The sequence below is a fragment of the Streptomyces sp. WM6378 genome, assembly GCF_001279695.1.
In the GTDB taxonomy this organism is placed as follows: Bacteria; Actinomycetota; Actinomycetes; order Streptomycetales; family Streptomycetaceae; genus Streptomyces.
The window spans coordinates 41,144-67,829 of record NZ_LGDD01000268.1; the positions used below are offsets into that span (position 1 = coordinate 41,144).

Below are 26,686 nucleotides of genomic sequence, written 5' to 3' on the forward strand. Positions count from 1 at the left end.
GCCCCCGCGGGCTCACGCCGCGTGGTCCCTCGGAGCCGGGGGCCCCGTGGGCTGTTCCCCGTCCGAGCCCGACAGCTCCGACGACAGTTCCGCCACCAGCTTCTCCAGGTCCCTGGGGCGGTTCGGGCCCCACCAGTCGCCGAGCAGTTCGGCGAAGGACTCCTCCCGCGCCGTCGCCAGGCGGAGCGCGACCTCGTGGCCCTGGTCCGTGAGGACCAGCGGCATGCCGTCCCGCCGGGCGAGCCCGCGCTCCTCGACCTGGCGGGCCGCCTCGGTGATCACGTGCAGCGGAACGGTGACGCGCTCGGCGAGCACCCCGGGGTCGGCGGACCCGTACTTCTTGATGCGCAGGAGCAGCCAGCTCGCGGCCGGGAGGAGGTCCAGGTCCGCCTTGGCCGTGATCGTCTCGTAGATCTTGCGGCGGCCCTCGCGCGTGCCCAGGGCCGAGAGGGCCCGCGCGCACTCGTCGTACGACGACCGCTGGACGGGGTTCGAGGCGAGGGTCTCGCTGGTGTCGGGCGCGGTGACCGCACCCCGCAGCTTGTCCTCCTTCAGGAACCACGCCGTCACGAAGGCGATGAGGACGACCGGCGCCGCGTACAGGAAGACGTCGGTGATTGAGGACGCGTACGCGTGCAGCACGGGCTGCCGTGCGGTGGGCGGGAGTTGGCCGATCGCGCGGGGGTCGGCGGCGATGGTGCCGGGGCCGACGCCGGGCGGCAGCTGCTGTCCGGCCAGCGCGTCGGCGAGCTTGCCGGTGAGCCGGTTGGTGAAGATCGTGCCGAAGATGGCGACGCCGAACGAGGCTCCGATGGAGCGGAAGAAGGTGGCGCCGGAGGTCGCGACGCCCAGGTCCGCGTAGTCGACCGCGTTCTGGACGACCAGGACGAGGACCTGCATGACCAGGCCGAGGCCCGCGCCGAAGACGAAGAAGTAGACGCTCATCTCCCAGGTGGGGCTCGTCTCGGTGAGCCGGTGCAGGAGCAGCAGGCCGATCGTCGTGACGCCCGTACCCGCGATGGGGAACACCTTCCAGCGGCCCGTGCGCGACACGATCTGGCCGGACGCCGTCGAGGTCAGCAGCATGCCGAGGACCATCGGCAGCATGTGCACGCCGGACATCGTCGGCGAGATGCCCTGTACGACCTGGAGGAACGTCGGCAGGTACGTCATCGCGCCGAACATCGCGAAGCCCACGATGAAGCTGATGACCGCGACGAGGGTGAAGGTGCGGATCCGGAACAGCTTCAGCGGAAGCACCGGCTCGACCGCCTTGCGCTCGACGGCTATGAAGGCCGCGAGCAGCACCACGCCGAGCACCGCGAGCCCGATGATCTGCGCCGATCCCCAGGCCCAGGTCGTACCGCCGAGGGACGCGACCAGGACCAGGCAGGTGGCGACGGAGGCGATGAGGAAGGTGCCCAGGTAGTCGATGGTGTGCCGGGTTCCGCGCGCCGGGATGTGCAGCACGGCGGCGATGACGAGGAGGGCGATCGCCCCGATGGGCAGGTTGATGTAGAACACCCAGCGCCAGCTGAGCTGTTCGGTGAAGAACCCGCCGAGCAGCGGGCCGAGCACGCTGGTCGCGCCGAAGACCGCGCCGAACAGGCCCTGGTACTTGCCGCGTTCGCGCGGCGAGACGATGTCGCCGACGATCGCCATGGACAGCACCATCAGGCCGCCGCCACCGAGCCCCTGGAGCGCACGGAAGCCGATCAGCTCCCCCATGTTCTGCGCCAGGCCGCACAGCGCCGAGCCGATGAGGAAGATGACGATCGCGCCCTGGAACAGCTTCTTGCGGCCGTACTGGTCGCCGAGCTTGCCCCAGAGCGGTGTCGCGGCGGTCGCGGCCAGCATGTAGGCCGTGACGACCCACGACAGGTGCTCCATTCCGCCCAGGTCGCTGACGATGGTCGGCAGCGCGGTCGAGACGATGGTCTGGTCGAGCGCGGCGATCAGCATGCCGAGCAGCAGCGCGCCGATGGCGACCCGTACGGTCCGCCGATCCTGCCCCGCGCCGGGGGCGACGGTGGCGGGAGCGATTCCCTGAGCCATGGCCACGTCCCATCCGTGTGTGTGCTCCGACTCGCTCCCACCATCTTGATCGGAATGTACGGAAATGGCCTGCCGGAGTCGTCCGCGCACCCTGAGTGCCCGCGGGCCGCCGGGCATAATCGCTCGCAGTCCATGGGGAGGGGACCCGACGATGACCGGACACGGCTGTCCTGAATGCGGTGCGGAACGCGGGGTGGACGGCAGACCCGGCTGCGCCTGCGCCGAGCGCGCCGCCGAGACCCTGCACGCGGAACGCGCCGCCGAGGCCGCCGCAGCGGAGGACTTCGACCCGCTGCGGATCCGGCCGTACGTGATGCTGCCGAACTCCGCGGACGGACCGCCCCACGCCCCCGAGGCCGTCTCCGAGCAGACCATGCGGCTCGGGGCGGTCCCGGCGGAGGAAGCCCCGGCCGCGGATCCGGAGCCCCCGGGCCCCGCGCAGGCGCCTCGCAAACGGCGCCGCCTCGCCGCGCTGGCCATCGGCGCCGCTGCCGCGGTCGTCATCGGTACGGCGGCGTTCGCGAGCACCCTGTTCGCGGGGGACGCGACGCCGAAGCAGGCGCTGCCCGACGTCGCGGACAGCGGCGTCCCGTACAGCGGCACCGACAGCGCTTCCGCCGAGGCCCCCTCGGCCGTTCCTTCCCGTACGAGGAAGGCGGCCCCGAGCCGTTCCCCCTCCGCACGGCCCTCGCCGACGCCGTCCGCGTCCAAGCCGGCGCCGCCGGCCCCGCCGAAGCCCGCGCCCACTCCCTCGGCTCCCGCATCCGGGCAGCCCTCGAACTCCCCCGACGGCCATCCGCTCGCGCCGCCGCCGAGCACGACGCTGCGGCGCGGCGACAGCGGGCCTGCGGTGCTCGAACTCCAGGAAAGACTGGGCCAGTTGGGGCTCTACACCGGCACCCCGGACGGCGGCTTCGGGTCCCGTACGGAGCGTGCGGTGCGCGACTTCCAGTCGTACACGGGCGTCGACGGCGACCCCGCCGGCGTCTACGGCCCGGCGACCCGCCGCGCCCTGGAGTCGATGACGGACCGGCCGTAGGCGGCTTCCGCTCCCGGCCGGGGGAACGGTCACCCCGAACGCCTCGCGCCGGCCCCCGACCGACCCCCGCCCGGGCGACAAAAGGGGGCCGGGTGGCACAACCCCCTCCGCGTTTTGTATCGTGGTGGAACAAAGTGATCCCTGCCTGTACTCCCTGACCGGCGGGCGGGGATCACCTTTGTGTTTCTGTGCCCCCGCTCCCGCGCCCTGGAGTCCGCCGATGTCGGCCAGCACCACGACCACCACCGTCCTGACCGCCCGCGCCTTCCTCCTGGACATGGACGGCACGATCGTGAACTCCGACGCAGTCGTCGAGCGCTGCTGGCGCCGCTGGGCCGAGCGCAACGGCCTCGACCCGGAGGCGGCGCTCAAGGTCGTCCACGGCCGCCAGGGCTACGCCACGATGGCCGTGCTGCTCCCGGACCGGCCGGTGGAGCAGAACCACGCCGACAACAAGGTGATGCTGGCCGAGGAGACCGCGGACACCGACGGTGTCGTGCCGGTTGCCGGGGCGCCCGCCTTCATGGCCGCCCTCGCCGGCCTGCCGCACGCCCTGGTGACCTCGGCCGACGCCGCGCTCGCCCGGGCCCGCATGACGGCCGCGGACCTGCCGATGCCCGAGGTGCGGGTCACCGCCGAGAGCGTGGGCGCGAGCAAGCCGGACCCGGAGGGCTTCCTCAAGGGCGCGGCCGAGCTGGGCTTCGCCCCGGCGGACTGCATCGTCTTCGAGGACTCGGAGGCCGGCATCGCGGCGGGCAAGGCCGCGGGGATGCGCGTCGTCGGCGTCGGCCCGCGCGCCAACGCCCACGAGCCCACCGCGTACGTCCCCGACCTCACGCACCTCACGGTCACCGCCCAGGCGGACGGCACCCTCCGCCTGGAGATCAACGGCTGACCCACCCGCCTGGCGCAGCCCCATGAACAAACGGCCCCCGTCCTACCACGGGGGCCGTTTTCACATCCGCATGCCTACGAGAGGAACCTCAGCCCGCGATCGCCTCGAACAGGCTGAAGCCCGCGAGCGCCAGCATCAGGCAGGCCGCCACCTTGGTGATCAGGCGCAGCGGCACGCGCTTCATCAGGGCCTTGCCGCCCACGATGCCGAGCCCGGCGACGGCCCACAGGCCGAGCACCGCGCCGAGGCCGACGGAGAGCGGGTTGTCGTAGCGCGCGGCCAGGTTGGCCGTCATGATCTGGGTCAGATCGCCGAACTCGGCGACCAGGATGAGCATGAAGCCCGCCCCCGACACCTTCCAGAACGACTGGTCGGCGGGCGCCTTCACTTCCTCGTCGTCCTCGCCCTTCTTGAAGAGCAGCATCGCCGCGCCCGCGAGGAAGAGCACGCCGACGATCGCCTGGAGCAGCCGGTGCGGCAGCAGGGTGAGGACGCTGCCCGCCGCGATGGCGAGGACGACGTGGACGGCGAAGGCGGCCGCTACGCCGACGAAGACGTACGAGGCCTTGTAGCGGGTGCCGAGCATCAGGCCCGCGAGCGCGGTCTTGTCGGGGAGTTCGGCGAGGAAGATCACACCGAAGGTGATCGCCATGATCGTGAAGCTGAGCACGGAAGGAGTTCCTCAATCGGTCGGGCACGGCCGCACCGAGAGCAGATCGGACAGAATCCGGGGTCGCTTCGGCACGGCAGCGCCATGAATGGTCATGTCACTGCGGCCGAAGGTCTCGCTGGCGGGTCCCTCGCGGGCACTCGCCTCCGGGCGCCGGCCAAGAACCCCTGAGGGACTCGGCAGTATGTCGACGTTCCGGCGAAGAGCTACTCCCCTTCTGCGCCCTCAAGGGTACGGCATGCCGTACGCACCCCATCAGGGACTTTGGTCCCGTACGTCCCGGTGCACCTTGCCGCGCGCGACCAGTTCGAGCACGACCGACACCGCGACCGCCTGTACGGCCATGAGTGCGACCAGGACGAAGAGCTGGACCGCGCCCGCCTGCACGGGGGAGGCGCCGCCCAGCAGCATGCCGACGAACGCGCCCGGGAGGGTGACCAGGCCCACCGTCCTGGTCTGGTCGAGGCCGGGCAGCAGCGCGTCGGAGGCGGCGGGCCGGGCGATCTCCAGGCGGGCGTCCCGGTCGAGCAGGCCGAGCGCCATGCCCGCCTCCACCTCGCCGCGCCGCGCGGTCAGCTCGTCGAGCGCCCGGCGGCCGCCGAGCACGGTCGCGGTGAGCGCGCCGCCGATGAGGATGCCGGTGACCGGGATCAGCGCGATGCCCTTGACGGGGACGAGCCCGGTCAGCAGCAGCGCCGCGACCACCGGGACGACACCGGCCGCGATGGGCGCGGCCGCCCACCACCAGGTGGTGTTGGCGGTCATGCGGCGCCCCGCGGTGCGAACGGCGACGGCGTACATCAGGGCCAGGAATCCGAGCAGCAGCGGCACCGAGCCGACCACCCAGTGGATCGCGAGGGCGACCACGGCGAGCTGAACGGCCGCCCGGACCCCGGCGATCAGGATCTCGCGGTGCCGCCCCAGGTGCGCGGCCGCGGCGACGCCCGCGGCGACGAGGAGCAGGGCGACGAGGACGACCCCGAGCGTGACATTCACCGGCAGCAGCACGCGCCAACCGTACGACGGACGCCTCGCCGGGACGTCACCCCTCGCGGGGGCGGTGCGGCCCGGCAGGACGCCGTCGCGCGAACGGACCGTCAGTTCCCTTTCCTTCCGGTGCCGTCCGGACTCTTGATCTGACGTGCCCATGTCGCCACGCTGTTACCTGGCGCCCACCCGAAGGAAACCTGGCGCCGTCACGCTGGCCGGGCCGCCCATCCCGTTGCCGGTCAAGTTCCCCCCACTTCAAGGGAGTTCGCATGTCAGCCGCCACAGGAAACCGTACGCCCCGCGTCTACGCGCGTCGCACGGCCGTCCTCGCTGCCGCTGCCGCGCTCGCCGCGGGCGCCGCCCTCATCACCGCCCCGGCCGCCGTGGCCTCGCCGCCCACCCCGGTCGACGCCGCCACCGCCCGCACCTACCTCGGCCAGCTGACCGTGCGGGCGGAGGGCTCGCTGACCGGCTACAGCCGCGACAAGTTCCCGCACTGGATCACCCAGTCCGGCACCTGCAACACCCGCGAGGTCGTCCTCAAGCGGGACGGCGTGAACGTCAAGACCGACTCCAGCTGCGCGGCCACCAGCGGCAGTTGGTACTCCGAGTACGACGGCGCCACCTGGACCGCCGCCTCCGACGTGGACATCGACCACCTCGTGCCGCTCGCCGAGGCCTGGCGCTCGGGCGCCAACAACTGGACCACCCCCCAGCGCCAGGGCTTCGCCAACGACCTGACCCGCCCCCAGCTGATCGCGGTCACCGACAACGTCAACCAGGCCAAGGGCGACAAGGACCCGGCCAAGTGGCTGCCCTCGGTGACCTCCTACCGCTGCACGTACGCCCGGATGTGGGTCGACGTGAAGCACTACCACAACCTCACCGTCGACTCCGCCGAGAAGTCCGCGCTGCAGGGCATCCTCAACGGCTGCTGACAGCCTGACCCCAACTGCCCTGAATTGGGCGGCTGTTGAAACCTGTCGCCCCCCTCCGTCGTTCCGTACCGTACGAACGACCGGCGACGGAGGGGGCACCACATGGCCGGGCTTCGCCTGGGGCCGCTGCTGCGGTACGTGGATCAGCGAGGGGCCGCCACGGTCTGGGTCGAGGCCGACCGGCCCTGCACGGCCCGGGTGCGCTGCGCGGACGGCACCGAGGGCTCCTCGCGTACGTTCCAGATCGCCGGGCACCACTACGCCCTGGTCCCGCTGGCCGGCCTGACGCCGGGCACGGCCACCGCGTACGAGGTGCTGCTCGACGGGCGGCCGGTCTGGCCACCGCCGGATTCCCGCTTCCCGACCAGCACGATCCCGGTCCCGGGCCCCGCGCGGCTCCGCGTCACCTTCGGCTCGTGCCGGCGCGCGCCCGAGCCCGGGGGCACGGACGCGCTGGACGCGCTCGCGGCGGGCCTGGCGGCCGACCCGGAGGCCGAGCGGCCGGACGTGCTGCTGCTCCTCGGCGACCAGGTGTACGCGGACAGCGTCTCGGCGCGGACCCGCCGCTGGCTCGGCGCGCGCCGGGACCTGCGGGACGCGCCGGGCGCCCAGGTCGCGGACTACGAGGAGTACACCCGGCTGTACTACGAGTCCTGGTTCGACCCCGAGGTGCGCTGGCTCCTGTCGACCGTCCCGAGCTGCCACATCTTCGACGACCACGACGTGATCGACGACTGGAACACCAGCGCCGCCTGGCTCGCCGAGATGCGCGCCACGCCCTGGTGGCAGGAGCGGGTGATCAGCGGCCTCATGTCGTACTGGGTCCACCAGCACCTGGGCAACCTGTCCCCCGCCGAGCTCGCCGCCGACCCGCTGTACGCGGCGGTGCGGGGCACGCCGGACGGCACGGAGGCGCTGCGCGCGTTCGCCGCGCTGGCCGACGCGGACCCGGCGGCCGTGCGCTGGAGCTACCGGCGCGACTTCGGCCGCACCCGGCTGCTGATGGTGGACACCCGGGCGGCCCGCGTCCTGGACGAGGAGCGGCGGGCGATGCTCGACGAGGGCGAGGCGCGGTGGCTCCGGGCGCAGCTGCCGGCGCCGGGCGGCTGCGACCACCTCCTGATCGGGACTTCGCTGCCGTGGCTGCTCCCGCCGCTCATCCACGACGCGGAGGGCTGGGACGCGGCGCTGTGCGCGGGCTCGCGCGGCCCGCGCTGGGCGCGGATCGGCGAGAAGCTGCGGCGCCGGGCCGATCTGGAGCACTGGGCCGCGTTCCCCGCCTCGTTCGAGTTCCTCACCGAGCTGATCGTCCGCGCGGGCTCGGATCCCGGCGCGCCCGCCACCATCAGCGTCCTGTCGGGTGATGTGCACCACGCATACGTGGCGGAGCCCTTCTGGCCAAATTCCGTGCCCCAACTCACCGCGCGTATCGCCCAGTTGACCTGTTCGCCGGTCCACAACTCCGTTCCGGCCCCCGTGCGGGCCGGATTCCGCTTCGGCTGGAGCCGTTTCGGCCGCCGGCTCGGGCGCGCCCTGGCCCGGCACGGGCGGGTGGTTCGGCCGCCGCTCGACTGGCGCAGGACCGGTGGACCATGGTTCGGCAATCAGCTCATGACCCTTACGCTGCACGGCCGCTCGGCACGCCTGCGGCTCGACCGGGCGCGCCGCGCGAGAGGCCTGCGGATTGGTCCAGTCCAACTGAAAACCATCTTGGACCGGCCACTGACCCCCGACACCACAGCTGGCTCAATTCACCCGACTGAAACAAGACATTAAGAATGTTGAACTTGCAAGCACTACTGAGGGCTGCCTAACCTGTGGACCCCATCGGTCACGTCCCCAACCGAAGGAGCCCCCCATGGCTTCCCCCACGCTCGACGCCGAGCGCGCGCGCCCCTACGCGCTCGCCCTGTTCCGCATCGTCATCGGCCTCCTCTTCGCCTGCCACGGCGCCGCGTCCCTGTTCGGCGTCTTCGGCGGCGCGATGGGCGGCGGCTCGATCCCCGCGGGCACCTGGCCCGGCTGGTACGCCGCGGTGATCCAGCTCGTCGGCGGCGTCCTGGTCCTGACCGGCCTGTTCACCCGCCCGGCGGCCCTCGTCTCGTCCGGCTCGATGGCGTACGCCTACTTCAGCGTCCACCAGTCCAACGCGCTGCTCCCGCTGCAGAACGGCGGCGAGGCCTCCGCGATGTACTGCTGGGCGTTCCTGCTGCTCGTCTTCACCGGTCCCGGCGCGCTCGCCCTCGACCAGTTCCTCGGCGCCCGCCGCTCCGCCCGGCCGGCCGCCGACGCCCAGCGCGAGACCGTCACCGCCTGAGCGGACCGACGGCCACCGCCCGAGCGGGCACCCCTGAGGCTCATGCCCCAACGCCCGCTCCACTGCCCGGAGTTCAGCCGCCGAACTCCGGGCAGCGGCATGCCGTCACCCGTCGGCTTCCCGGTCGCCGCTCCTGGCGATCATGACTCGCTCGACTCCCCCTGTGCTGTGCCACCACCCACCCCTGAAAGAAACGCACAGGGGCCCGGGCGTACGCTGTACGGCTGTACCGCTGCCCCTGCCGCTTCCCCGCGACACCGCGGTATTCCGGGTCCCGGGGAACCGACGAAGCCGCAGAGGAGCGAACGTGCTGGAGAGTGTGGGGGCGCTGACGTCCAGCCCCTGGATCTACGCCGTGGTCACGCTCTCCGTGCTGCTCGACGTGTTCCTTCCCGTGCTGCCCAGCGGCGTGCTCGTGATCACGGCGGCGACCACGGCGGCCGGGTCCGCCGGGGCCGGCGCCGCCACTCAGACCGGGCACGCCGATCTGTTCGCCCTCGCCGCGTGCGCCGCGACCGCCTCCGTCCTCGGCGACCTCATCGCATACCGTCTCGCGCGGCGCGGCGGCGCCCGCCTGGAGCGCGCCATCGCCCGCTCCCGCCGCCTGACCCGGGCGCAGGAACGACTCGGCATCGCACTCAGCCGGGGCGGCGGCGGCCTCGTCGTCATCGCGCGCTTCGCCCCCGCCGGGCGCTCGGTCGTCTCGCTGAGCGCGGGCGCCGCGCACCGCAAGGTCCGCGAGTTCCTGCCCTGGTCGGCGCTGGCGGGCGTGGCCTGGGCGACGTACAGCGTGGGGCTCGGCTACTTCGGCGGGCAGTGGCTGGGCGCGACCTGGCTGGGCACGGCGGTGTCGGTGCTCGCCCTGTTCGCGGCGGGCGGCCTCGCGGCGTACGTCATGAAGCGCCCGGCCCCGGCGGCGGCCTCGGCGTCCTGACGAGGGCGCGCGCCACACCTTCAGGCACCCCGGTTACGGGCCCTCGGCAGCGTTACGCGGGCCTCCTCGCGGCGGCTCCCCGCACCTCAAGCCCGGCGAGGAGCTCACGCGTCGCCTCGGCTATCTCGTCCACCGCGCGCTCGAACACTTCCCGGTTGTGCGCGGCGGGCACCCGGAAGCCGGACACCTTGCGTACGTACTGGAGGGCGGCGGCCCTGATGTCGTCGTCGGTGGCCTCCTCCGGCATGGCCGGCGGCCTGAGCGTCTTGATGCTTCTGCACATGCCCCCAGTGTGACCGACACCACTGACAACGACCCCGGGCTCCTGGGAGCCGCCCGCTCCCCCGTGGTCCGCGTCCGAAATGCGCGAGGTTCCGCCAGGGCATCCGTCTAAAGTCGAAGGCATGGCGGAACAGGCGAACGGCACAGGCACCAGCACCGGCCCCGTACGCGTCGACAGCTGGATCTGGTCGGTCCGGCTCACCAAGACGCGCTCCCAGGCGGGCACGGCCTGCCGGGCCGGTCACGTCCAGGTCAACGGCGAGCGCGTGAAGGCCGCCCACCAGGTCAAGGTGGGCGACGAGGTGCGGCTGCGCATGGACGGCCGGGAGCGGATCGTCAAGGTCGTCACGCTGCTGCGCAAGCGCGTCGGCGCCCCGGTCGCGGTCGAGGCGTACATCGACAACAGCCCGCCGCCGCCCGCCCGCGCGGACGTGCTCGCGGCCGGCGTTCGGGACCGGGGTCTCGGCCGGCCGACCAAGCGCGACCGGCGCGAGATGGAGCGCCTGCGCGGCCTCGCGGAGAGCCGCCGCACGGCGGGCTGAGGGCACCGGCCGGAGTTCCGCGCCGATTAACTCAGGGGCCAACTTCCCCTGTTGCGGAGTAGCTTGGTGGCTTGAACCGGGGGCCAGGGGAAGCCCCCGATCCGTCCCTCAAGGACCCACCATGATCCTCTGGATGATCCTTCTCGCTCTGATCCTGTACGGATTCGGCCTCAGCCTCGGCAGCATCATCTTCTGGGTGGCCGTCGTGGCCGTACTGCTCACCGTCCTGCGCCGCCCGGGCGGCGGCCCGGCCTCCGGCTCGGGCGGCGGAGGCGGAGGCGGCGGGGCCGGCCGCATGGACGCCGACTACCGCGCCTACCGCGCCCGCCGGGACCGAATGGACCGCTGGGAGCGCCGATACCGGCGCGAACGCCAGGGCCTGTTCTCCCGCCACCGCAACTGACCGAGCGGCGCGACGGCTGACTGACTAAAGCCAGCCGTTGCGCCGGAACCCCCGATGAATGACGAAACAGGCCGCCGCCATGAGCCCGAGCGCCATGAAGTAGCCGTACCGCCAGTGCAGTTCGGGCATGTTCTCGAAGTTCATGCCGTAGATGCCGCACACCATGGTCGGCACGGCGACGATGGCCGCCCACGCGGTGATCTTCCGCATGTCCTCGTTCTGGGCCACCGTGACCTGGGCGAGGTGGGCCTGGAGGATGGAGTCGAGCAGCCCGTCGAAGGCGGCGATCTGTTCGGTGGTACGGAGCAGATGGTCGGCGACGTCGCGGAAGTACGGCCTGACCTCCGGGGCGACCGAAGGCATCGCTTCACCGGCGAGCTTCTGCAGCGGCCGGTCCAGCGGAGCCACCGCCCGCTTCAGTTCGAGCAGTTCGCGCTTGAGCTGGTAGATCCGGCCCGCGTCGCCGCGTCCGGCGTTCTCGGCGAACACGGCCGTCTCGACCGCGTCCATGTCGCTCTGCATGGCGTCGACGACGGCGAGGTACTCGTCGACGACGTGGTCGGCGATGGCGTGCAACACCGCGGAGGGCCCCTTGGCGAGCCGCTCGCGCTCCTGCTCCAGCTCCTCCCGCAGCGGGCCGAGCGAACCGTGCATGCCGTGCCGCACGGTGATGGCGAAGTCGGATCCGGTGAACACCATCAGCTCGCCGGTGTCCACCACCTCGCTGCTGGCGGTGAGCTCCTCGTGCTCGACGTACCGGCACGTCTTGAAGACGGAGAACAGGATGTCGTCGTACGGCACGACCTTGGGGCGCTGGTGCGCGGTCACCGCGTCCTCGACGGCCAGCGGGTGCAGCCCGAACAGCTCGGCGAGCCCGGCGAACTCCTCCTGGGTCGGCTCGTGCAGCCCGATCCAGACGAAGGCCCCGTCGCCCAGTTTGCGCACCCGGCGCAGCGCCTCGTCGACGGGGCAGTCGTCCTTCTGCCGCACTCCGTCGACGTACACCGCACAGTTGACGACGGCGCTCCCCAGGGGCGAGCGCGCCGGATGGCTGAGGTCGACGGTCCGCCGGTAGGCGCGGCGCACCGCCCTCCGCAGATTCCGCATCATCGCCACGACCAGCTTCCCTTCCCGTCACCGAACGAGCGGCCAGTGTGCCACCGTCTCCTGTACGCACCACATCGGGAGGCGCCTTGGCCGGGAGACACTTCGCCCGGGAGACGCCTTGGCCGGGAGACACCCCGGCCAGGAGGGGCCCACCTGGCAGGCGCCCTCCTTGGGAGACGAGGCGGGCCCCGCCTACGTTCCCCGGCGGACGCCGGCCGCCACCGACACGAGATAGCGCCGGGTGGCCAGGTCCTGGAGCAGCCGCGTGAGGGGCCCGCCGAGGCGGGAGTACCAGCGAGCGGGCCGCGAGAAAGCAGTGACTTCGAACCAGACAAGCCCATCGGGCTCGCGCCCCACGACGAACGACTCCTCGCCGCACTCGGGGTGCCCGGGCAGGGTGCCGTAGGCGAATCCGATGCGTTCGGCGGCGCGTACGGTCCATACGACGCGGCACGGGATGACGAGGCGCGGGAACGGCAGCCCCGGCAGCCGCAGGACGACGAGCGCGGTCGCGCCGGGCACGGCGGGAGCGGCGGGCCACACCCCGAACCCGGCGCCGCGCTGCGCGCCCCAGGCCAGCACGTGCGCCCCGGCCCGCTCGAAGGTGTCCTGCCCGTACCCGACGAGGATCCGCCGCCGGAAGGTCCGGTATCCGCCGGGCAGCACGAGGCCTTCCGTCGCGCCGACCTCGGCGTAACCGGGCTCCGTAGCGAGGGCACGGCGGTAGGCCCTTCGCAGACTCCGCTTCACGCCGGCCATGTGCTCACCCCGCACCACATTCCATCCCGAAACCACACGGCACCGCACCCGAACCACCAAGCCCCCGGGACCCCATGAATCCGCCGGACCCCACCCTGCACAGGGGTTACGTTTCAGCCAACCACAGGCGTAATCTCAGCCATCCGGCGGAGTCCTCCCCGCTCTTGACCCGCCGGAATTCCGGCGCCGAGCGCATCCCCGAGCGCGCTGTGGCCCCGGCCGAGAAGCCCCGTCCGCACCCCGGCGGGGCTTCCCGCTGAACGCGGCGCGCCCCCATTTTGTCGCTGGACGGAGCGGGTCGCCATGGCCGCCCCCGCCGCCCCCAGATTGCGCGCAACCGGCCCCCGGGAGCCTCCGCTTCGCAATCTGCCGCAATCGCTGAGCGGGGCGGGGGTGGTCCGTCGCATCCTGGCTTACCAACCAGCCCGGATGGAAGGCAGCAACATGACGCTCCGGTTCATGGGCACCACCAGTGACGACGGCGAGTGCCCCACGCTGTACGAGGTCGAAGGGACCGACAACGTCCTGGTCCAAGGAGAGCGGGTGACCGACCCGGAGCAGTTGGCGCGGCTGCGCGACGTGAAGGAGTCCGAGACCTTCGTCGTCGTCCCCCGGAACCTCCTCACCCGCTATGCCCCGCGGGAGGCAGTAGCCGACCTGGTGCCCTTCACCGAAGTGACCCACCTCTTCAAGGACTTCAAGCACACGGCATGGCGCCTTGAGACGCGCCGCGGGTACGCATCCGATCGCAAGGGCGCCAAGTGGCAGCGCTGGCAGGCGGGCGAGGACATCGCCGCCGAGCCGTTCGACGACTGGCGCACCAACGTCCGCGAGCAGACCGAGCAGGGGAAGCGGTTCGAGCGAGTACGCCTTGGTCGACGACCCGCCGACGGAAGGACAGCGGTACCTCCTGGCCTCAGGTCTCGGCAATGTCCTCGCCGGCGAGGACATCCGCAACCTAGCCCGGGTGGACGCCGAGAAGCTCGGCCTGCCCGACTGGGACTTCTGGCTCTTCGACTCCCGCACCCTGGTCCGCTTCGTCTTCGACGACCAGGACACCACCCTGGGCGTCATCGTCAGCGAAGACCCCACCGAAGTCCTCGCCGCCTGCCAGGCCCGCGACAAGGCCTGGCATCACGCGGTACGTACCGAGGAGTTCCAGCGGCGGGTACGTTCCACGATGTGACCACGGATTTCCAGAGCGCAAGGCACGCCCTCGGTGCGCGACTGCGCGAACTGCGCACCGAGGCAGGCCTGAGCGGTAAAGGGATCGCCGAACGGCTCGGCTGGCAGCGCTCCAAGGTGTCCCGCCTGGAACTCGGGAAGCAGACGCCAACCACGAGCGACCTGAACTCCTGGGCGCACGCGGTTGGCCGACCGGACCTGGCAGGCGAGCTGACCGGTCGGTTGTCCGGGATCGAGACGAAGTACCGCTCGTGGCGCAGGCAGTTGGCGACAGGGCACCGCGCCAGGCAGGAACTCGCCATCGCCGAGACCGCGGACACCAAGACAATCCGCGGGCTGGAAGTCGCGCGTATCCCCGGCCTGTTCCAGACGCCGGACTACGCCCGGGCCACCTTTGCGGCCAACTCCGAATTCCGGCAGATCGCAAAGGACATTGACGACGCGGTGCGCACGCGCATGCGCCGCCAACAAGCGCTCTACGAGCCGGGCAAGAGGTTTCGGTTCCTGGTGTGGGAGGCAGCCCTGTACGTGCGGATGTGCTCCGCCGAGGTTCATGCCGCGCAGCTGGACCGGCTCATCAGCCTGATCGGCCTGGACACCATCGAGCTTGGGATCGTGCCCCTGGGCGCACAGTTGCGGCGTACTCCGGCCCATGGCTTCTGGATCTATGACCGCCGTCTCGTCATCGTGGAAACAATCGACACAGAGATGTGGATCGGTGACGAGGACTCGATCCAGCTGTACGAACGAGCGTGGGACTGGCTGGCCGAGTCAGCCGTGTACGGCCCGCACGCGCACAGGATCATCGCGCGAGCCCGAGCGTCCCCCAACACCATGTGAGCAATCGCGGCGAACCTGCTGCCTGCCGTACGCAATCGCACGCAATCGCCCAGCCGACGCCCCGGGGTTCTTCCTACGTTGCTGGTCACGGCGCGCCCGCGCCTCTTCGAGCACCCCACGACGGAGGCACCCCATGACCGTTCCCGGCCCATCACCAGCAACTCCCCTCACCGAGTCCAAGTCGGACAGGGAAGCCGTTTCCCGCTGGCTGGCGGGCAGCCTCAACCGCCCGGCCAACGCCCACCAGGAGTGGGCGGACACCGGCATCGCGATCCTCGCCCTGGGTCGTCGCCTCTCCGCCGTACGCATCGCGGAAGACCTGGTGTACGCCGTCACCGCCACCACGGTCCCGGCCACCGTGGCCCGCGTCCTGCGCGAGGTCCTGCACGGGCCCGTGATCCACGACCCGCGCGGACAGCGCTTCTACGCCCTGGTACCGGCGTCGCCTTCGAGCGGCCGCCTCGGCCCGTACGCGACCTACCTCGGCCTCGGCCACTTCGTCGGCGTGCCCCGCGTCGAGAGCACGGCGCCGAGCCGATTCGTGACGAGCTACTGGGCAGCGCCCATGCTCCGCCCCGGCGACCTCTGCGACCCGATCCGGCTGGCCAGCATGCTCGCGGTCGGATCGGACGCGCTGGCGAGCAGGGACGAGTCATGACCGGTACGAGCCCCGGGTACGTACGTGACCCCGAGTGCCGCGAGGCCCGCAACCTCCGCCGGGCGGGAGGCTCTCCGTCCTCGGGCTGCTGCGCCGTCACCTGCGCTGATGGTCGCTGACATCCACGGTCTTTCATGGCTGTCCGTCGTCGTTGTCACGCGGTTGGACACCCAGCGTGCTTCCTCAATGCAGGTCCGGAAGCTCGGCCCGGAGACGCGTGCATACCTCTTCGACTGCTGCCACGCTCGGCACCCGATTGGCCTGGGACATCGCCAATTGCAGTACCGGCCCGTACGCGTTGTGCTGGATCATGTCGTCTCTGCACGCGGGCTGCACCACAAAGTGAAGGTGGCCAGGAATCGCGTCAGCGTGAGACCACAGGCAGACGTAGACCTGTTCCGGATTCATAGTGGCGTGCACCGCTGCACTTGTTCGCTGCAACAGGGGGCCAAGTTCCGTGGATTCGCCATCAGTCAGGTCTGATACATGAACAACGTGCCTTATGGGCATGACCGCCAGCGTGCCGAGGCCTAGTGGGCCCTTCGAGTGCTGGACGACCCACTTTGCCGTCCTGAGGAGCGTTCCCCCTGGGATCGGCTCATGCCCCTGGATGAACCTGCATGCTGCGCACTCGGCGTCTGTCATCTGCCCGCCCTCCCCAATGCTGTTGGGACCGTGAGCTCCACTGTTGCGGTTGCTGTACTTCCCTGCTGTACAACCGGCCCCCCAAAGGCCGTCAGGAACCAGATCGCGCAAGATACACAGTCATGGTGGACGATCGCGTCTCAACGAGGCCGCTCCCGATGCCGCTCAGTCCGAGAGCGGCCCATTTCGTCGCCCTGATCCGTGCCGGAGCCCGCTTCGAGCGCGGCCACCTCGTCGAAGGCTCCGAGAGCCGCGCGGCCTGAACGACCGCAATTGATCCACGGGTCATGACTCCTGCCCCCTCAACCCGGCAGGTCGGCGCGCCGGGCCGATGAGTTTGCCGGTTGCCTGAAGTCTTCCCTGTGACGAGCCCGCCCCGCCTGCGGATCAGGAATCGCCGGATCCCGGTGTCATGGAGGAGAGACGGAGGCCAGGATGCACAATCCGATTCGGCTGTACATGTCGATGTCAGTCGACGGCTATATCGCCGGCCCGGACGATCGGCCAGGGCAGGAGCTCGGATGCGGCGGTGGGCGGCTCTTCAACTGGCTCGACGACCGGGAGTCCGACGGTCCGAGCGGCCAGGTCTACCGCGAAGCGCTGGCGACCGGCGCGGTGATCTCCGGCCATCGGACGCACCTCCGCTACCGGGTGCGTCGACCTGAGGAGGCCGCGTGAAGACGCTCTTCGTCTCCTACCGCGTCACCGACCTGGACCGCTCGCTCGGTTTCTACACCGCCTTGGGCTACGTCGAACTCGGCAGGGTCGAGATCGGCGACGGGGCTCGCCTCGTGATCCTCAAGTTCCCCGACGAACCGGCGGCCTCGCTCGAACTGGTCCACCGCCCCGGCGACGGACCGGTCGACGTGGGCAGCGGTTTCGACCACCTCGCGATCCAGGTGGAAACGCTCGCCACGACCCTGGAGACGCTGACCGAAGCCGGCCTGGAGCCCGAACCCCTCCAGTACCCGGGCGGCCCGCGCGGCCCGAAGACGTCATGGCTCACGGACCCGGACGGGTACCGGATCGAGTTGGTGGAGTGGCCGTCCGGACATCCCGACGGCATCACCGCAGCAGACTTCGCCTGAGGCGGCCACGGTCTGTGGAGTGACCGCCTCACACCCTCGCCGTCCCCCGTGCTCCACCTCGGGTCGGCCCGCTCACCATGGGCTACCTCACCGCCCTGGACCACGTCTTCGAGACAGCCATCCCACTGGAGGTGCCCGGCACAGCGCGGCGACCGTTCTGGCGGGTGGGCGAGGCCGCGCCTCGGTGATACGAGGGAGGGATGCCGAAGGCCCCCCGCCAAGATCGGCGAGGGGCCTTCGCAAAACTTCTGGTGGGCGTGGACGGTTTCGAACCGCCGACATCTGCTTTGTAAGAGCAGCGCTCTACCCCTGAGCTACACACCCGTGGATGAGGGAACAGCGTACATGGCTCACGGGGTGCCGCCGCAAACCCGATCTCGGGGGTGGGGTTGGCACCACCCCCGATTCGGTAGCAGGCTCCAGCGCGCGAAGGCGGTGCCGGTTCGTACCGTGGCGGCACGGCCGTCGCCACGTAACGGGGGAAGATCACCATGGCATTTCGCTGTCGCACCGCGCTGTTCGCCGCCGCCGGGGCCGGGGTCCTCTGCTTCGCGCTCTCGGGGTGCGGGAGTTCGGACCCGGGGGACGCGCCCGTCGAGCACAAGGACTTCGCCTTCGGCGGGAAGGCGCTGACCATCGACGCCGGGAACTCCACCCTCGTCGTTGCGCCCGCCGACGTGAAGGACGTCCAGGTCTCGCGGCAGGTCAACGGGTGGGTCGCCTTCGGCAACGGGCCCGACGCCAGCTGGGAGCTCAGCAACAGCACGCTTAGTCTCGGCGTGAAGTGCAGCGGGATGATCAAGAATTGCGGTGCCCGGCACGAGGTGAAGGTCCCGCGCGGGGTCGCGGTCACCGTGCACAACGACGACGGGCGCGTCGAGGCGAGCGGGTTCGACACCCCGCTGGTCATCGCCTCCGACAACGGGCGGATCAGCGTCAAGGACTCCTCCGGGCCGCTGGACCTCACCTCCCGGGACGGGCGCATCGACGGGCAGGGGATCCGGGCCAAGAGCGTGCGGGCCAGTTCTGACAACGGGCGGGTGGCGCTCACCTTCGCGGTCGTGCCGGACAGCGTGGTGGCCACCAGCAACGACGGCCGGGTCGATCTGGGCGTACCCAAGAACACGTACAAGGTCGCCGCCCGCGCCGACGACGGTCGCGTCGATGTCACCGTGGGCCGCTCCGATTCCAGTACGCACGTGATCACCGCGCGCAGCGACAACGGCCGGGTCGGCGTCCACGACTCCTGAACGACGACATCCGGGATGCGCCGACCGCCCGCGCGGCACCCGCCTGGTCGGCGTCCACAACAGCCGACCGCGAGCCGGACGAGCACGTCCGCGCACGACGGCGTGAGAAGCGAGGGAACCGAGGGAGAAGCATGAACTAACCGGGCCGTGTGTTCGTCCTTACCTGGTGGGAGAATGGACCAGCAGGGCGACACAGCACGGGAGAGGGATGTGACGGCGACACACGCGCGGCCGTACAGCAGAGCGGGTGCCACCGTCCGGGACGTGCTGGTGCTCATCGCGTTCCCCGTGGTGCTCGGCGCCGCGGTGCTGCCCGGCGCCTTCGCCGGAGGCGGGACGCGCCGTTGGTTCGGCGGGCGCGGCGAGAGCCTGCGCGCCGATGCCCAGGCGGCCAAGGACGCCGCGGCGGCCGCCTTCTACGAACTCGACACCGCCCAGCGCGACCTGCGGATCTCCATCGAGACGATCACGGCCGTGGACAGTTCGCCCGGCGCCCGCCGAGCCATCGACGACTTCGCGGCCCTCGGGCGCCGCATCGACGAGGTCTCCAACCAGTACATCAACGCAGTCGACGCCCACGACCTGGACCGGGACGACCTCGACGCCTCCGTCGCCTCGCGGGCGCGGGCCGAACTGACCGCCGCCAAGGACGAACTCGTCCGTGTGAAGGGCGAACTCGACCGCTTCGAGCAGAATCTGCGGCCGCTCCTCGACACCGCCGAGACGCAGCTCGCCCGGCTCGCCCCCGCCGTCGAGCGCGCCCGGCACGCGCTGCTCGGCGCCAGTACCGCGCTGGATGCCGTACGGGCCTCCGGCCTGCGCGCCGACGAGCTCGCGGCGCGGCTCGCCTCGCTCGGGCCGGAGCTCACCAAGCTCAACCAGGGTGCCGGTCAGCACGGCGTGCCCGAGACGCTCCAGCGCGCCGACCGGGTGCTGCGCGACGCCGAGGCGGTACGGGCCGAGGCCGAGCAGCTGCCCGCGAAGGCCGCCGAGATCGACCGCAGGCTCGTTTCTCTGCGGACCCGTGCGCAGGCCCTCACCACCCGGGCCGGCGGGGTCGACCCGGTGCTCAGCGAGCTGCGCCGCCGCTTCGCCGCCGCCTGCTGGCAGGACCTCCAGCAGGTGCCCGAGCAGGCCGCCGTCTCCGTGCGGCAGGCGGAGGAGAAGCTCAAGGAGGCGGCCAAGGCGCGCGATGAGCAGCGCTGGGCGGACGCGACGTCCCGTCTCAGTACGGTGCGGGCGCTGCTCAACTCCACGGACGAGGCCGTCTCCGCCGCCGGCGACCGGCTCCAGCGGCTCAACGCCGTGGCGAAGGACCCGCAGCAGGAGATCCAGCGCACCCGGTTCGCGATCCGCGACGCCCAGCGCCTGGCGATGTCCGGCCGCAACACCCCCGATCCCCGGCACGCCAGGCCTCTGGACGATTCGGTGGCCCGCCTTGACCGGGCGATCGCCACGCTGGAGGGCAGGCACCCGGACTACTGGCACTTCCTGACGGAGACCGAGGCGGTGCGCCGGACCGTGGCGGATGTGGTGTCCCGCATCCGCGAGGAGCTCGGCCACGGAGCGTGAGCGCTCCGTCGGCGGGGGCGAGATTCGGGTGCGGGCCGGTCGTGGCCGGCCGCTGAGTTGATGCGGGCCATAACCCGGCGGATGCTGGAGTACGTACGCCCTGCGTGCCCAGCGATAGGGATGAGGAGGGCCCCATGGCCACCCACACGATCTCGCAGCGCCTCAATCACAGCCGGGTCTCGCTCAACGAACATCTGCCGGTCGACCACCGCCTCAACCGCGTCTACCGCTTCGGCGCCGGCGCCATGGGGGTCGTACTGCTGGTCTTCGGCATCCTCGGACTTGTCCATCAGATCGGGTTCTTCGACACCGGCGGCGACCGGGTCGTCGGGCTCAACACCAACGGCGCGCTGAGCGTGATCTCCATCGTCGTCGGTCTGCTGCTCCTGTACGGGATGGTCAAGGGCGGCAACTTCGCCTCGACGCTCAACATCGTGCTCGGCGTCCTGTTCCTGATCAGCGGGTTCGTGAACCTCGCGCTGCTCGACACCTCGCGCAACTTCCTGGCCTTCAAGATGCAGAACGTGCTGTTCAGCTTCGTGGTCGGGCTGCTCCTGATGGTGTTCGGGATGTACGGGCGGGTCACCGGCTTCCTGCCGCACGACAACCCGTACTGGAAGGCGCGCCACGAGCACGCCGGCGACCATTGACCTGATTGCGGTGCGGCCCTGCCCGGGATGCCCGAGGCTCCCGGGCGCGGTCATGTCAGGCGCGCGATTAATTGGTAATTAATCAGCACTTGTGGAACTCTTTACTCTGCCAAGGGTAAACGTTGACCATCGTCAAGGTCGGGCCGAGCGAGGGAGCGCGCCACGTGAGCGAGGCCGCCTACGTCGGGCGCGGGGTCCATCGGACCGCCGTCGAAAGCCTGGCCCGCAAGATCTTCGACGGTACGTACGACGAGGGCGACACCCTCGAACTGCCCGCGCTCCTGGCCGAGTTGGGGGTGAGCCAGACCGTGCTGCGCGAGGCCGTCAAGGTGCTCACCGCCAAGGGGCTGCTCGACGCGCGCCAGAAGCGGGGCACGTTCGTGCGGCCGCGCGCCGACTGGAACCTGCTCGACAGCGACGTCCTGCGCTGGAAGCTGGCCGCGGGGGCGCCGCACGACTTCTTCGCCGACGTCCTGGAGCTGCGCCGCGCCATCGAGCCGGCCGCCGCCTCCCTCGCCGCCGAGCACCGTACGGAAGAGGATCTGGCTGCCCTGGCCGGCGCGCTCGACGCCATGCGGGCGGCCGGGAGCGATCCGGTGCTCGCCGTGCGGGCCGACACCTCGTTCCACACCGCGCTCCTGAGCGCCTCGCACAACCGGTTCTTCATCCAGTTGCGCCGGGTGATCGTGCCCGCGCTCGTGGCGCGGGGCCGCCACGGGCGCGCCGACGGGCACGAGGACCCGGTACCGGCGCACGCCGCGGTCGTCCGCTCGGTACGGGATGGCGATGTGGACGGCGCATACATGGCCGTGCTCGAACTCCTCGACCTGTCCCTGCGCGACCATCCCTGATCCCACGAGCCCGAGAGGAACCCCCATGGACTGCGAGGCGGGCCGCGCCTGAGCGTCTTCACCTTCGGCGAGACGGCGATCGCGCTGCGCGGCAGCGGGCCGCTCCGGCTCGGCGGCTCCATGGGCGTCTCGATCGCCGGGGCCGAGTCCAATGTGGCCATCGGCCTGGCCCGGCTCGGGCACGAGGTGCGCTGGGTGGGCGCGGTCGGCGACGACGAGGCGGGCGAACTCGTGCTGCGTACGCTGCGGGCCGAGGGCGTCGACGTCTCCGCCGCCTCCCGCGACTCCGGGGCGGCGACCGGCCTGGCCCTCTTCGAACCCAGGCTGCCCGAGCTGACCCGGGTGCACCACTACCGGGCTGGCTCGGCAGGCTCCCGCATCACCGCGTGCGCGGTCGCCGAGGCCTTCTCTGCCGCCCGGCCCAAGGTGCTGCACCTGACCGGGATCACCCCGGCGCTCAGCCGCACCGCCCGCTCGGCCGCGTGCCTCGCGCTCCAACTGGCCGCCGAACACTCGATGTTGGTCTGCCTGGACGTCAACTACCGCTCCCAGCTGTGGAGTTCGGGTGAGACTGCGGAGGTGATGCGGGAGTGGGCGCCGAAGGCGGACGTTCTCATCGCCTCGGACGACGAGCTCGCGCTCTGCCTGAGGGCGCCCCGACCCGGGCGGAACTGGCCCCGCTCGGCGCGGGGATGCGCTGAGGCGCCTTTGGGGCCCCTCCGGGTCGGGCCGCGGCGGTGGCCCGGCCCGGAGGGGCGCCCCTGGGGCCGGAGGCGGACGGGCCTCCGGCCCCAGGTACCGCATACGCTGGGGCCATGCCTCGCTATGAATACCGCTGCCGCCCCTGCGACGACACGTTCGAGCTCAGCCGCCCGATGGCCGAGTCCTCCGCCCCGGCAACCTGCCCGGCGGGCCACGCCGACACGGTGAAGCTGCTCTCCACGGTGGCCGTGGGAGGCTCCGCCAAGTCGGCCGCGGCCCCGTCCGCCGGTGGCGGCGGGTGCTGCGGGGGCGGCTGCTGCGGCTGAGCCCGGCTAGATCTTGCGGGACAGCGTCAGACCGTCCGCGACGGTCAGCATCACGCTGTCCATCCGCTCGTCCGCCGCGACGTGCTCGTTGAACGCCCGGATCGCGGCGGCCGCCCCCGTCGCCTCCGGGTCCAGCACCCGCCCGTGGAACAGCACGTTGTCCGTGGCGATGACCCCGCCGGGCCGGAGCCGCGGCACCAATTCCTCCCAGTACGCGACATAGTTGCCCTTGTCCGCGTCCAGATACGCGAAGTCGATGTGCGGCTCGGCCGGCATCGCTCGCAGGGTGTCGAGGGCGGGCGCGATCCGCAGTTCGATGCGGTCGGCGACGCCCGCCTTCGCCCAGGCCTCCTTGCCGTACGCCGTCCACTCCTCGGAGACGTCGCAGGCGATCAGCTTTCCGTCGGCCGGCAGTGCCTGCGCCATGGCCAGCGCCGAGAACCCGGTGAAGGTGCCCACCTCGACGACATGGCGGGCGTTCACCAGACGTACCAGGAAGGCGAGGAGCGGGCCCTGCTCCTCGGCCGACTGCATGCCCGCGAAGTCCGGGAGGCGCTCGTACGTCGTCTTCACCAGGCCCTGCTGCACCGCGTCGAGCGGCGGGTTGTGGGCCAGCATGTACGCGTACAACTCGTCAGTGATTTTGGTGCTGTTTCCCTTGGTCATGCGGCGACCGTACCCAATCCCGGGCATCGAGGAAGCGGCGCAGGATCTCCTCGCCCGCAAGGACGCCGCACTCGGCCAGGGCCTCGGTGCGCGGGCCCTGCCAGCCGGCCTCTGCGAGTTCGCCGTGGCCCGGGCGCCAGCCCCGGTCGGCGGCGAGCAGGAGGTCGGCGTCGAGGAGCGAGTCCCCGGCAGCCAGGGTGAGTTCGGCTCCGGTGCGGCGGGCGACCTCCCGGACCGCCGCGCTCTTGGTGAGCGGCTTCGGCACGGCGTAGATCTTGCGGCCCTGGAGCGAGACCGTCCAGCCGCGCGGCTCGGCCCAGGCGGCGAGCTCCTTGACCCACTCCTCGGGCAGCAGCTCCCGCTCGACGACGAGGTACGCGAAGAGGTCCTCGGCGATCCGCTCCTTGCGGAGCCACCGCGGGTCGGCGACGGCCCTCAAGTGGGCCCGCACCTCGTCGAGGGGGACGCACTCGGCGGCGATGCGGCCGGTCACCTCACCCGCCCAGTCCGGGTCGGACACGCCGTTCACGAGCAGGTGCCCGCCGTTGGCGCAGATCGCGAACTCCGAGGCGGGGCCCGGGAGTCGGATGCGCTGGTACTGCTTGCGGGTGCGGGTGGTGGTGGGCACGAACACGGCGGCCGACTTCAGCTCGGCGAGCAGCAGGGCCGCGTTTTCGGTGACGTAAGAGAGGGGCTTGTGCTCGTGCACCTCGACGCAGAGCAGCCGGGGGGCGCGATGGTCGGGCATGGTGAGGGCGAGGGCCGCGGCCGAGTAGATCAGGGTGCGATCGAGGTCGCTGGCGACCAGGATGGTGCTCACTTGGCCGCCACCGCCTTGCCGTCGGCGCCGGTGGCGCCCCGGGTGTACTGCGGGTGGATCAGGCCGACGCAGCTGTACGGCAGGCCGTCCACCTCCTCGACCGGCACGCCGCGCTGTTCGGCGAGCAGCCTCACATGGTCGAGGTCGGCCCCGGCGCCCCGCCCGGCGAGGATCTTCCACGGGACCCGGCGAAGGAGCACCCGGGTGGTCTCGCCGACGCCGGGCTTGACCAGGTTGACGTCCTGGATGCCGTACTCCTCGCTGATCCGCTCGACGGCCGCCCAGCCCTCCCAGCTCGGCGTGCGGTCCGCGTCCCGCAGGGCCTTGGCCTCGCGGTCCACGTCGGATGCGACCTCGTCGAAGCGGGCGGCGACGGCGTCGAGGAAGTCGCCCGAGACGTCGGCTCCGGCAAGGTCGCGGTAGAACTTGGCGCCGTGGAAGTCGCCGGGACCGATGAGGTCCTGGCGAAGGACGGTGCGCGAAATCAGCCCGGACACGGTCGAGTTGAGGCAGGCCGACGGGATCAGGAAGTCCTCGCGGGTGCCGTACGTCCGCACACAGGACCCGGGGTCGGCGAGCACCGCGATCTCCGGGTCGAAGCCCGCGAACTCGGGGAACTCCCGTACGGCTGCGGCCAGTTCACGGGTGATGGCGCCCTTGCCCGTCCAACCGTCGACGAACACGACGTCGGCGGGGTCGTGGTGGGCGGCGAGCCAGCGCAGCGCGTTCGGGTCGATGCCCCGGCCGCGCACGATGGACACCGCGTAGTGCGGCAGGTCGAGGCCGTGGCGGTGCTTGGCCCAGCGGCGCATCAGGACGCCGACGGGCGTTCCGGCGCGGGCCAGCGAGACCAGCACCGGGCGCGGCGACCTCTCGGCGAGGACGGTCTCGGTGACCACGCCGACGGCCTGCGCGATCCGAGCGGCCGAGGTGTCGAGCGCGGCGCGGAACAGCTCCTGGTACTGCGGGCTCGGCTGGTACTCGACCGGCAGCGACTCCGCGTAGTGCGCCCCGCCGCTCTGGATGGCCTCCTCACGCTCCTCGGTGGGGGCTTCGAGCTCGACGCCGGAGAGGTCCTTGAGCAGCCAGCCGACCTCGTCGGGCGCGTAGGAGGAGAAGGCGGGTCCCCTGAGGGGTTCGGGCAGCGGCTCGGGCATGGGGGCACCTTCGGGTACGTACGAGGGCAGCACGGCGAGCACGACGTGCGGTATGTGGGCGGCGAGCTGGGCCAACAGTCCGTCGGGGGCGTGCAGTTGGGGGGTGTCGGCGGCCGAGTCGACGACGGCTATGACCGCGTCGAAGCCGTTGCCCGCGACGTTGTACGCGTACCGCTCGCCGGGCCCGTCGGCCGGGTCGTCGTGCGCGGGGAAGGCGAGGCGGGTGCGGATCGCGTACCCGGGGTCGTCCACGGCGAGCACGGGCGAGCGGGTGGTGGTCGAGTAGCGCACCTCGGCGCCGCCGAGCTCTTCGAGGGCGACGGCGAGGCGGAGCGGCGCGTACATCAACTCCTCGAAGCCGAGGACGAGTACGCGGGGCCTGCCGGGGGCGGTGGCGCCCACCGCGTCGGCCAGCCGGGCCGCCATCTCCGGCAGGGCCGCTTCCAGCTCGGCCCGGTGGGCCGGGGTGAAGCCGTGCCGCCCGCCGTCGGGAAGGCCCGCGGGCCAGGGGAGGTCGACGCGGTGTGCGTAAGCCGTCCCCCCGTGAGCACCGCTGCTGTGGAGCGGCGACTCGGACCTCGCCGCCTCGAACTCCTCGACCAGCGCCCGCCCCTTCTCAAGGACCCCGTCCGGCAGCCGTACCGTGCCCGACGCCGAGGCGATCAGGTCGACGCGGGCGCCGATCTCCGTCGCGAAAGCGGTGAGGCGGTCGCGGTCCTCCGGGGAGCGCATGTCGACCAGCGCGACGATCACGTAGTGGTCGCGCGGATAACGGGCGTGCAGGTCGCGGATGGTGTTGAGGACCGTGTTGCCGGTCGAGAACTCGTCGTCGACCAGGACCAAGGGGCCCTGCCCTGACAGGAGTTGGGGGTCCTCGGGCAGCAGCAGGTGGGAGGTGGCGTGGGAGTGGGACTCCTCGAAACCGCCCGCCGCCGCCACGCCGTCGACCGGGCGGCGGGTGGAGTGCAGGCACGGGGCGAGCGCGAGGCCGTCGGCGACCGAGTGGCCGAGGCCCGTCGCGGTCTCGGCGTACCCGAGCACCACGGCGCGCGCGGCCGCCCGCGCGCCGAGCAACTCCCGTACGCACAGGCCGAGTTCGTATCCGGCGCGCCACACGACCGAGGGGCTCTGCGGCACGTGCTTGCCCAGCACGTTCGAGACGAGGAGATGGGCGCGCTTCGGGTTGCGGCGCAGGGCGAGCCCGAGCAGGCCACTGAGGTCCTCGTCCCCGACGAGCTCGACTCCCAGCCGCTTCGCGACCCACGTTCCCGACCACTCAACCACGTTGCTGTGTCCCTCTGTTCGTTCGCACTGATCGTCCGTACTCGTCGTTCGTAGTCGTCGT

The 26,686-nt window shown here is 71.5% G+C and carries 26 protein-coding genes, 1 tRNA gene and 3 pseudogenes; 20 read left to right on the top strand and 10 right to left on the bottom strand.

Annotated elements, in window-relative coordinates; translation table 11 throughout:
- Window positions 1-12: 12 nt before the first annotated feature.
- Window positions 13-2,055 (bottom strand): MDR family MFS transporter, encoded by a 2,043-nt coding sequence (locus ADK54_RS20685; protein ID WP_053727149.1) that lies wholly within the window; start codon window positions 2,053-2,055, stop codon window positions 13-15.
- Between the two features lie 193 nt (window positions 2,056-2,248).
- On the opposite strand from ADK54_RS20685, the gene ADK54_RS20690 reads away from it, so the two are divergent.
- Together ADK54_RS20690 and ADK54_RS20695 are read left to right on the top strand one after the other, a co-directional pair.
- Window positions 2,249-3,094 (top strand): peptidoglycan-binding domain-containing protein, encoded by an 846-nt coding sequence (locus tag ADK54_RS20690; RefSeq protein ID WP_053727150.1) that lies wholly within the window; start codon window positions 2,249-2,251, stop codon window positions 3,092-3,094.
- 220 nt (window positions 3,095-3,314) lie between these two features.
- Window positions 3,315-3,989, top strand: coding sequence for an HAD-IA family hydrolase (locus ADK54_RS20695; RefSeq protein WP_053727151.1), 675 nt, complete (start codon window positions 3,315-3,317; stop codon window positions 3,987-3,989).
- Between the two features lie 88 nt (window positions 3,990-4,077).
- Here ADK54_RS20695 and ADK54_RS20700 read toward each other — a convergent pair whose 3' ends face one another.
- Both ADK54_RS20700 and ADK54_RS20705 read right to left on the bottom strand, forming a co-directional pair.
- Complete coding sequence (locus ADK54_RS20700) at window positions 4,078-4,659, bottom strand: TMEM165/GDT1 family protein (protein ID WP_053727152.1); 582 nt, start codon at window positions 4,657-4,659, stop codon at window positions 4,078-4,080.
- A 255-nt stretch (window positions 4,660-4,914) separates the two neighbouring features.
- Window positions 4,915-5,667 (bottom strand): ABC transporter permease, encoded by a 753-nt coding sequence (locus ADK54_RS20705; protein WP_053727153.1) that lies wholly within the window; start codon window positions 5,665-5,667, stop codon window positions 4,915-4,917.
- 251 nt (window positions 5,668-5,918) lie between these two features.
- On the opposite strand from ADK54_RS20705, the gene ADK54_RS20710 reads away from it, so the two are divergent.
- The 4 genes from ADK54_RS20710 to ADK54_RS20725 all read left to right on the top strand — a co-directional run bounded on the left by ADK54_RS20710 (window position 5,919) and on the right by ADK54_RS20725 (window position 9,838).
- A complete protein-coding gene (locus ADK54_RS20710) occupies window positions 5,919-6,587 on the top strand; it encodes an HNH endonuclease family protein (RefSeq protein ID WP_053727154.1) in 669 nt (222 codons plus the stop codon).
- Window positions 6,588-6,689: 102 nt separating this feature from the next.
- A complete protein-coding gene (locus ADK54_RS20715; RefSeq protein ID WP_053727155.1) occupies window positions 6,690-8,363 on the top strand; it encodes an alkaline phosphatase D family protein in 1,674 nt (557 codons plus the stop codon).
- 82 nt (window positions 8,364-8,445) lie between these two features.
- Window positions 8,446-8,904: a DoxX family protein gene (locus tag ADK54_RS20720; RefSeq protein ID WP_053727156.1), complete on the top strand. Its 459-nt coding sequence runs from the start codon at window positions 8,446-8,448 to the stop codon at window positions 8,902-8,904.
- Between the two features lie 307 nt (window positions 8,905-9,211).
- Window positions 9,212-9,838, top strand: coding sequence for a DedA family protein (locus ADK54_RS20725; RefSeq protein ID WP_053727157.1), 627 nt, complete (start codon window positions 9,212-9,214; stop codon window positions 9,836-9,838).
- 52 nt (window positions 9,839-9,890) lie between these two features.
- Here ADK54_RS20725 and ADK54_RS20730 read toward each other — a convergent pair whose 3' ends face one another.
- Window positions 9,891-10,121 (bottom strand): DUF2277 domain-containing protein, encoded by a 231-nt coding sequence (locus ADK54_RS20730; RefSeq protein ID WP_053727158.1) that lies wholly within the window; start codon window positions 10,119-10,121, stop codon window positions 9,891-9,893.
- Between the two features lie 79 nt (window positions 10,122-10,200).
- Between ADK54_RS20730 and ADK54_RS20735 the strand changes: the two genes are divergently transcribed.
- Together ADK54_RS20735 and ADK54_RS20740 are read left to right on the top strand one after the other, a co-directional pair.
- The gene (locus ADK54_RS20735) at window positions 10,201-10,662 is read left to right on the top strand and encodes an RNA-binding S4 domain-containing protein (RefSeq protein ID WP_078966504.1); all 462 of its coding nucleotides are present in this window, start codon (window positions 10,201-10,203) and stop codon (window positions 10,660-10,662) included.
- A gap of 133 nt (window positions 10,663-10,795) precedes the next feature.
- Entirely contained in the window at window positions 10,796-11,065 is a 270-nt protein-coding gene (locus tag ADK54_RS20740; protein WP_078966509.1) for a hypothetical protein, read from the top strand.
- Between the two features lie 24 nt (window positions 11,066-11,089).
- On the opposite strand, the gene corA is transcribed toward ADK54_RS20740, so the two are convergent.
- Both corA and ADK54_RS20750 read right to left on the bottom strand, forming a co-directional pair.
- The gene (gene corA, locus ADK54_RS20745) at window positions 11,090-12,175 is read right to left on the bottom strand and encodes a magnesium/cobalt transporter CorA (RefSeq protein WP_053727193.1); all 1,086 of its coding nucleotides are present in this window, start codon (window positions 12,173-12,175) and stop codon (window positions 11,090-11,092) included.
- Between the two features lie 189 nt (window positions 12,176-12,364).
- Complete coding sequence (locus tag ADK54_RS20750; protein WP_078966505.1) at window positions 12,365-12,931, bottom strand: DUF1990 family protein; 567 nt, start codon at window positions 12,929-12,931, stop codon at window positions 12,365-12,367.
- Between the two features lie 459 nt (window positions 12,932-13,390).
- On the opposite strand from ADK54_RS20750, the pseudogene ADK54_RS48575 reads away from it, so the two are divergent.
- The 6 genes and pseudogenes from ADK54_RS48575 to ADK54_RS20780 form a co-directional block, all read left to right on the top strand.
- Window positions 13,391-13,741, top strand: a pseudogene (locus tag ADK54_RS48575) (DUF6879 family protein); the annotation flags it as partial.
- A gap of 61 nt (window positions 13,742-13,802) precedes the next feature.
- Window positions 13,803-14,117, top strand: coding sequence for a DUF6879 family protein (locus tag ADK54_RS48580; protein ID WP_324610187.1), 315 nt, complete (start codon window positions 13,803-13,805; stop codon window positions 14,115-14,117).
- Window positions 14,114-14,956, top strand: coding sequence for a helix-turn-helix domain-containing protein (locus ADK54_RS20760; RefSeq protein WP_053727161.1), 843 nt, complete (start codon window positions 14,114-14,116; stop codon window positions 14,954-14,956). Before ADK54_RS48580 ends, ADK54_RS20760 begins: the two co-directional genes overlap by 4 nt.
- A 133-nt stretch (window positions 14,957-15,089) precedes the next feature.
- The gene (locus ADK54_RS20765; protein WP_053727162.1) at window positions 15,090-15,614 is read left to right on the top strand and encodes a hypothetical protein; all 525 of its coding nucleotides are present in this window, start codon (window positions 15,090-15,092) and stop codon (window positions 15,612-15,614) included.
- 1,080 nt (window positions 15,615-16,694) lie between these two features.
- A pseudogene (locus ADK54_RS20775) lies at window positions 16,695-16,895 on the top strand (dihydrofolate reductase); the annotation flags it as partial.
- Window positions 16,896-16,933: 38 nt separating this feature from the next.
- Window positions 16,934-17,347 carry a VOC family protein gene (locus tag ADK54_RS20780; protein ID WP_053727165.1) on the top strand — a complete coding sequence of 138 codons (414 nt, stop codon included), beginning with the start codon at window positions 16,934-16,936 and terminating at the stop codon, window positions 17,345-17,347.
- A 249-nt stretch (window positions 17,348-17,596) separates the two neighbouring features.
- On the opposite strand, the gene ADK54_RS20785 is transcribed toward ADK54_RS20780, so the two are convergent.
- Window positions 17,597-17,671, bottom strand: a tRNA-Val gene (locus ADK54_RS20785).
- Window positions 17,672-17,838: 167 nt separating this feature from the next.
- Here ADK54_RS20785 and ADK54_RS20790 point away from each other — a divergent pair.
- The 6 genes and pseudogenes from ADK54_RS20790 (at window position 17,839) to ADK54_RS43640 (ending at window position 22,698) form a co-directional block, all read left to right on the top strand.
- Window positions 17,839-18,597, top strand: coding sequence for a DUF4097 family beta strand repeat-containing protein (locus ADK54_RS20790; RefSeq protein WP_053727166.1), 759 nt, complete (start codon window positions 17,839-17,841; stop codon window positions 18,595-18,597).
- 210 nt (window positions 18,598-18,807) lie between these two features.
- Window positions 18,808-20,169: a hypothetical protein gene (locus tag ADK54_RS20795; protein ID WP_053727167.1), complete on the top strand. Its 1,362-nt coding sequence runs from the start codon at window positions 18,808-18,810 to the stop codon at window positions 20,167-20,169.
- Between the two features lie 134 nt (window positions 20,170-20,303).
- The gene (locus ADK54_RS20800; protein ID WP_053727168.1) at window positions 20,304-20,819 is read left to right on the top strand and encodes a DUF4383 domain-containing protein; all 516 of its coding nucleotides are present in this window, start codon (window positions 20,304-20,306) and stop codon (window positions 20,817-20,819) included.
- A 164-nt stretch (window positions 20,820-20,983) separates the two neighbouring features.
- Window positions 20,984-21,670, top strand: a complete 687-nt coding sequence (locus ADK54_RS20805; RefSeq protein ID WP_053727195.1) for an FCD domain-containing protein — start codon at window positions 20,984-20,986, stop codon at window positions 21,668-21,670.
- Between the two features lie 84 nt (window positions 21,671-21,754).
- Window positions 21,755-22,267, top strand: a pseudogene (locus tag ADK54_RS47635) (PfkB family carbohydrate kinase); the annotation flags it as partial.
- Between the two features lie 218 nt (window positions 22,268-22,485).
- Complete coding sequence (locus ADK54_RS43640) at window positions 22,486-22,698, top strand: FmdB family zinc ribbon protein (RefSeq protein ID WP_078966506.1); 213 nt, start codon at window positions 22,486-22,488, stop codon at window positions 22,696-22,698.
- A gap of 6 nt (window positions 22,699-22,704) precedes the next feature.
- On the opposite strand, the gene ADK54_RS20815 is transcribed toward ADK54_RS43640, so the two are convergent.
- Genes ADK54_RS20815 through ADK54_RS20825 form a run of 3 tightly spaced genes read right to left on the bottom strand, consistent with a single transcriptional unit; the run spans window position 22,705 to window position 26,625 of the window.
- The gene (locus tag ADK54_RS20815) at window positions 22,705-23,364 is read right to left on the bottom strand and encodes an O-methyltransferase (RefSeq protein WP_053727169.1); all 660 of its coding nucleotides are present in this window, start codon (window positions 23,362-23,364) and stop codon (window positions 22,705-22,707) included.
- Complete coding sequence (locus ADK54_RS20820; protein ID WP_053727170.1) at window positions 23,333-24,184, bottom strand: hypothetical protein; 852 nt, start codon at window positions 24,182-24,184, stop codon at window positions 23,333-23,335. Before ADK54_RS20820 ends, ADK54_RS20815 begins: the two co-directional genes overlap by 32 nt.
- A complete protein-coding gene (locus ADK54_RS20825) occupies window positions 24,181-26,625 on the bottom strand; it encodes a phosphoribosyltransferase (RefSeq protein WP_053727171.1) in 2,445 nt (814 codons plus the stop codon). Before ADK54_RS20825 ends, ADK54_RS20820 begins: the two co-directional genes overlap by 4 nt.
- Window positions 26,626-26,686 lie beyond the last annotated feature (61 nt).

Coding starts and splice junctions, on each gene's coding strand:
- ADK54_RS20685 (WP_053727149.1), bottom strand. CDS start 2,055: ATGGCTCAGGGAATCGCTCCCGCCACCGTCGCCCCCGGCGCGGGGCAG.
- ADK54_RS20695 (WP_053727151.1), top strand. CDS start 3,315: ATGTCGGCCAGCACCACGACCACCACCGTCCTGACCGCCCGCGCCTTC.
- ADK54_RS20710 (WP_053727154.1), top strand. CDS start 5,919: ATGTCAGCCGCCACAGGAAACCGTACGCCCCGCGTCTACGCGCGTCGC.
- ADK54_RS20715 (WP_053727155.1), top strand. CDS start 6,690: ATGGCCGGGCTTCGCCTGGGGCCGCTGCTGCGGTACGTGGATCAGCGA.
- ADK54_RS20720 (WP_053727156.1), top strand. CDS start 8,446: ATGGCTTCCCCCACGCTCGACGCCGAGCGCGCGCGCCCCTACGCGCTC.
- ADK54_RS20730 (WP_053727158.1), bottom strand. CDS start 10,121: ATGTGCAGAAGCATCAAGACGCTCAGGCCGCCGGCCATGCCGGAGGAG.
- ADK54_RS20735 (WP_078966504.1), top strand. CDS start 10,201: ATGCGCGAGGTTCCGCCAGGGCATCCGTCTAAAGTCGAAGGCATGGCG.
- ADK54_RS20740 (WP_078966509.1), top strand. CDS start 10,796: ATGATCCTTCTCGCTCTGATCCTGTACGGATTCGGCCTCAGCCTCGGC.
- corA (WP_053727193.1), bottom strand. CDS start 12,175: ATGATGCGGAATCTGCGGAGGGCGGTGCGCCGCGCCTACCGGCGGACC.
- ADK54_RS20750 (WP_078966505.1), bottom strand. CDS start 12,931: ATGGCCGGCGTGAAGCGGAGTCTGCGAAGGGCCTACCGCCGTGCCCTC.
- ADK54_RS20765 (WP_053727162.1), top strand. CDS start 15,090: ATGACCGTTCCCGGCCCATCACCAGCAACTCCCCTCACCGAGTCCAAG.
- ADK54_RS20790 (WP_053727166.1), top strand. CDS start 17,839: ATGGCATTTCGCTGTCGCACCGCGCTGTTCGCCGCCGCCGGGGCCGGG.
- ADK54_RS20800 (WP_053727168.1), top strand. CDS start 20,304: ATGGCCACCCACACGATCTCGCAGCGCCTCAATCACAGCCGGGTCTCG.
- ADK54_RS43640 (WP_078966506.1), top strand. CDS start 22,486: ATGCCTCGCTATGAATACCGCTGCCGCCCCTGCGACGACACGTTCGAG.
- ADK54_RS20815 (WP_053727169.1), bottom strand. CDS start 23,364: ATGACCAAGGGAAACAGCACCAAAATCACTGACGAGTTGTACGCGTAC.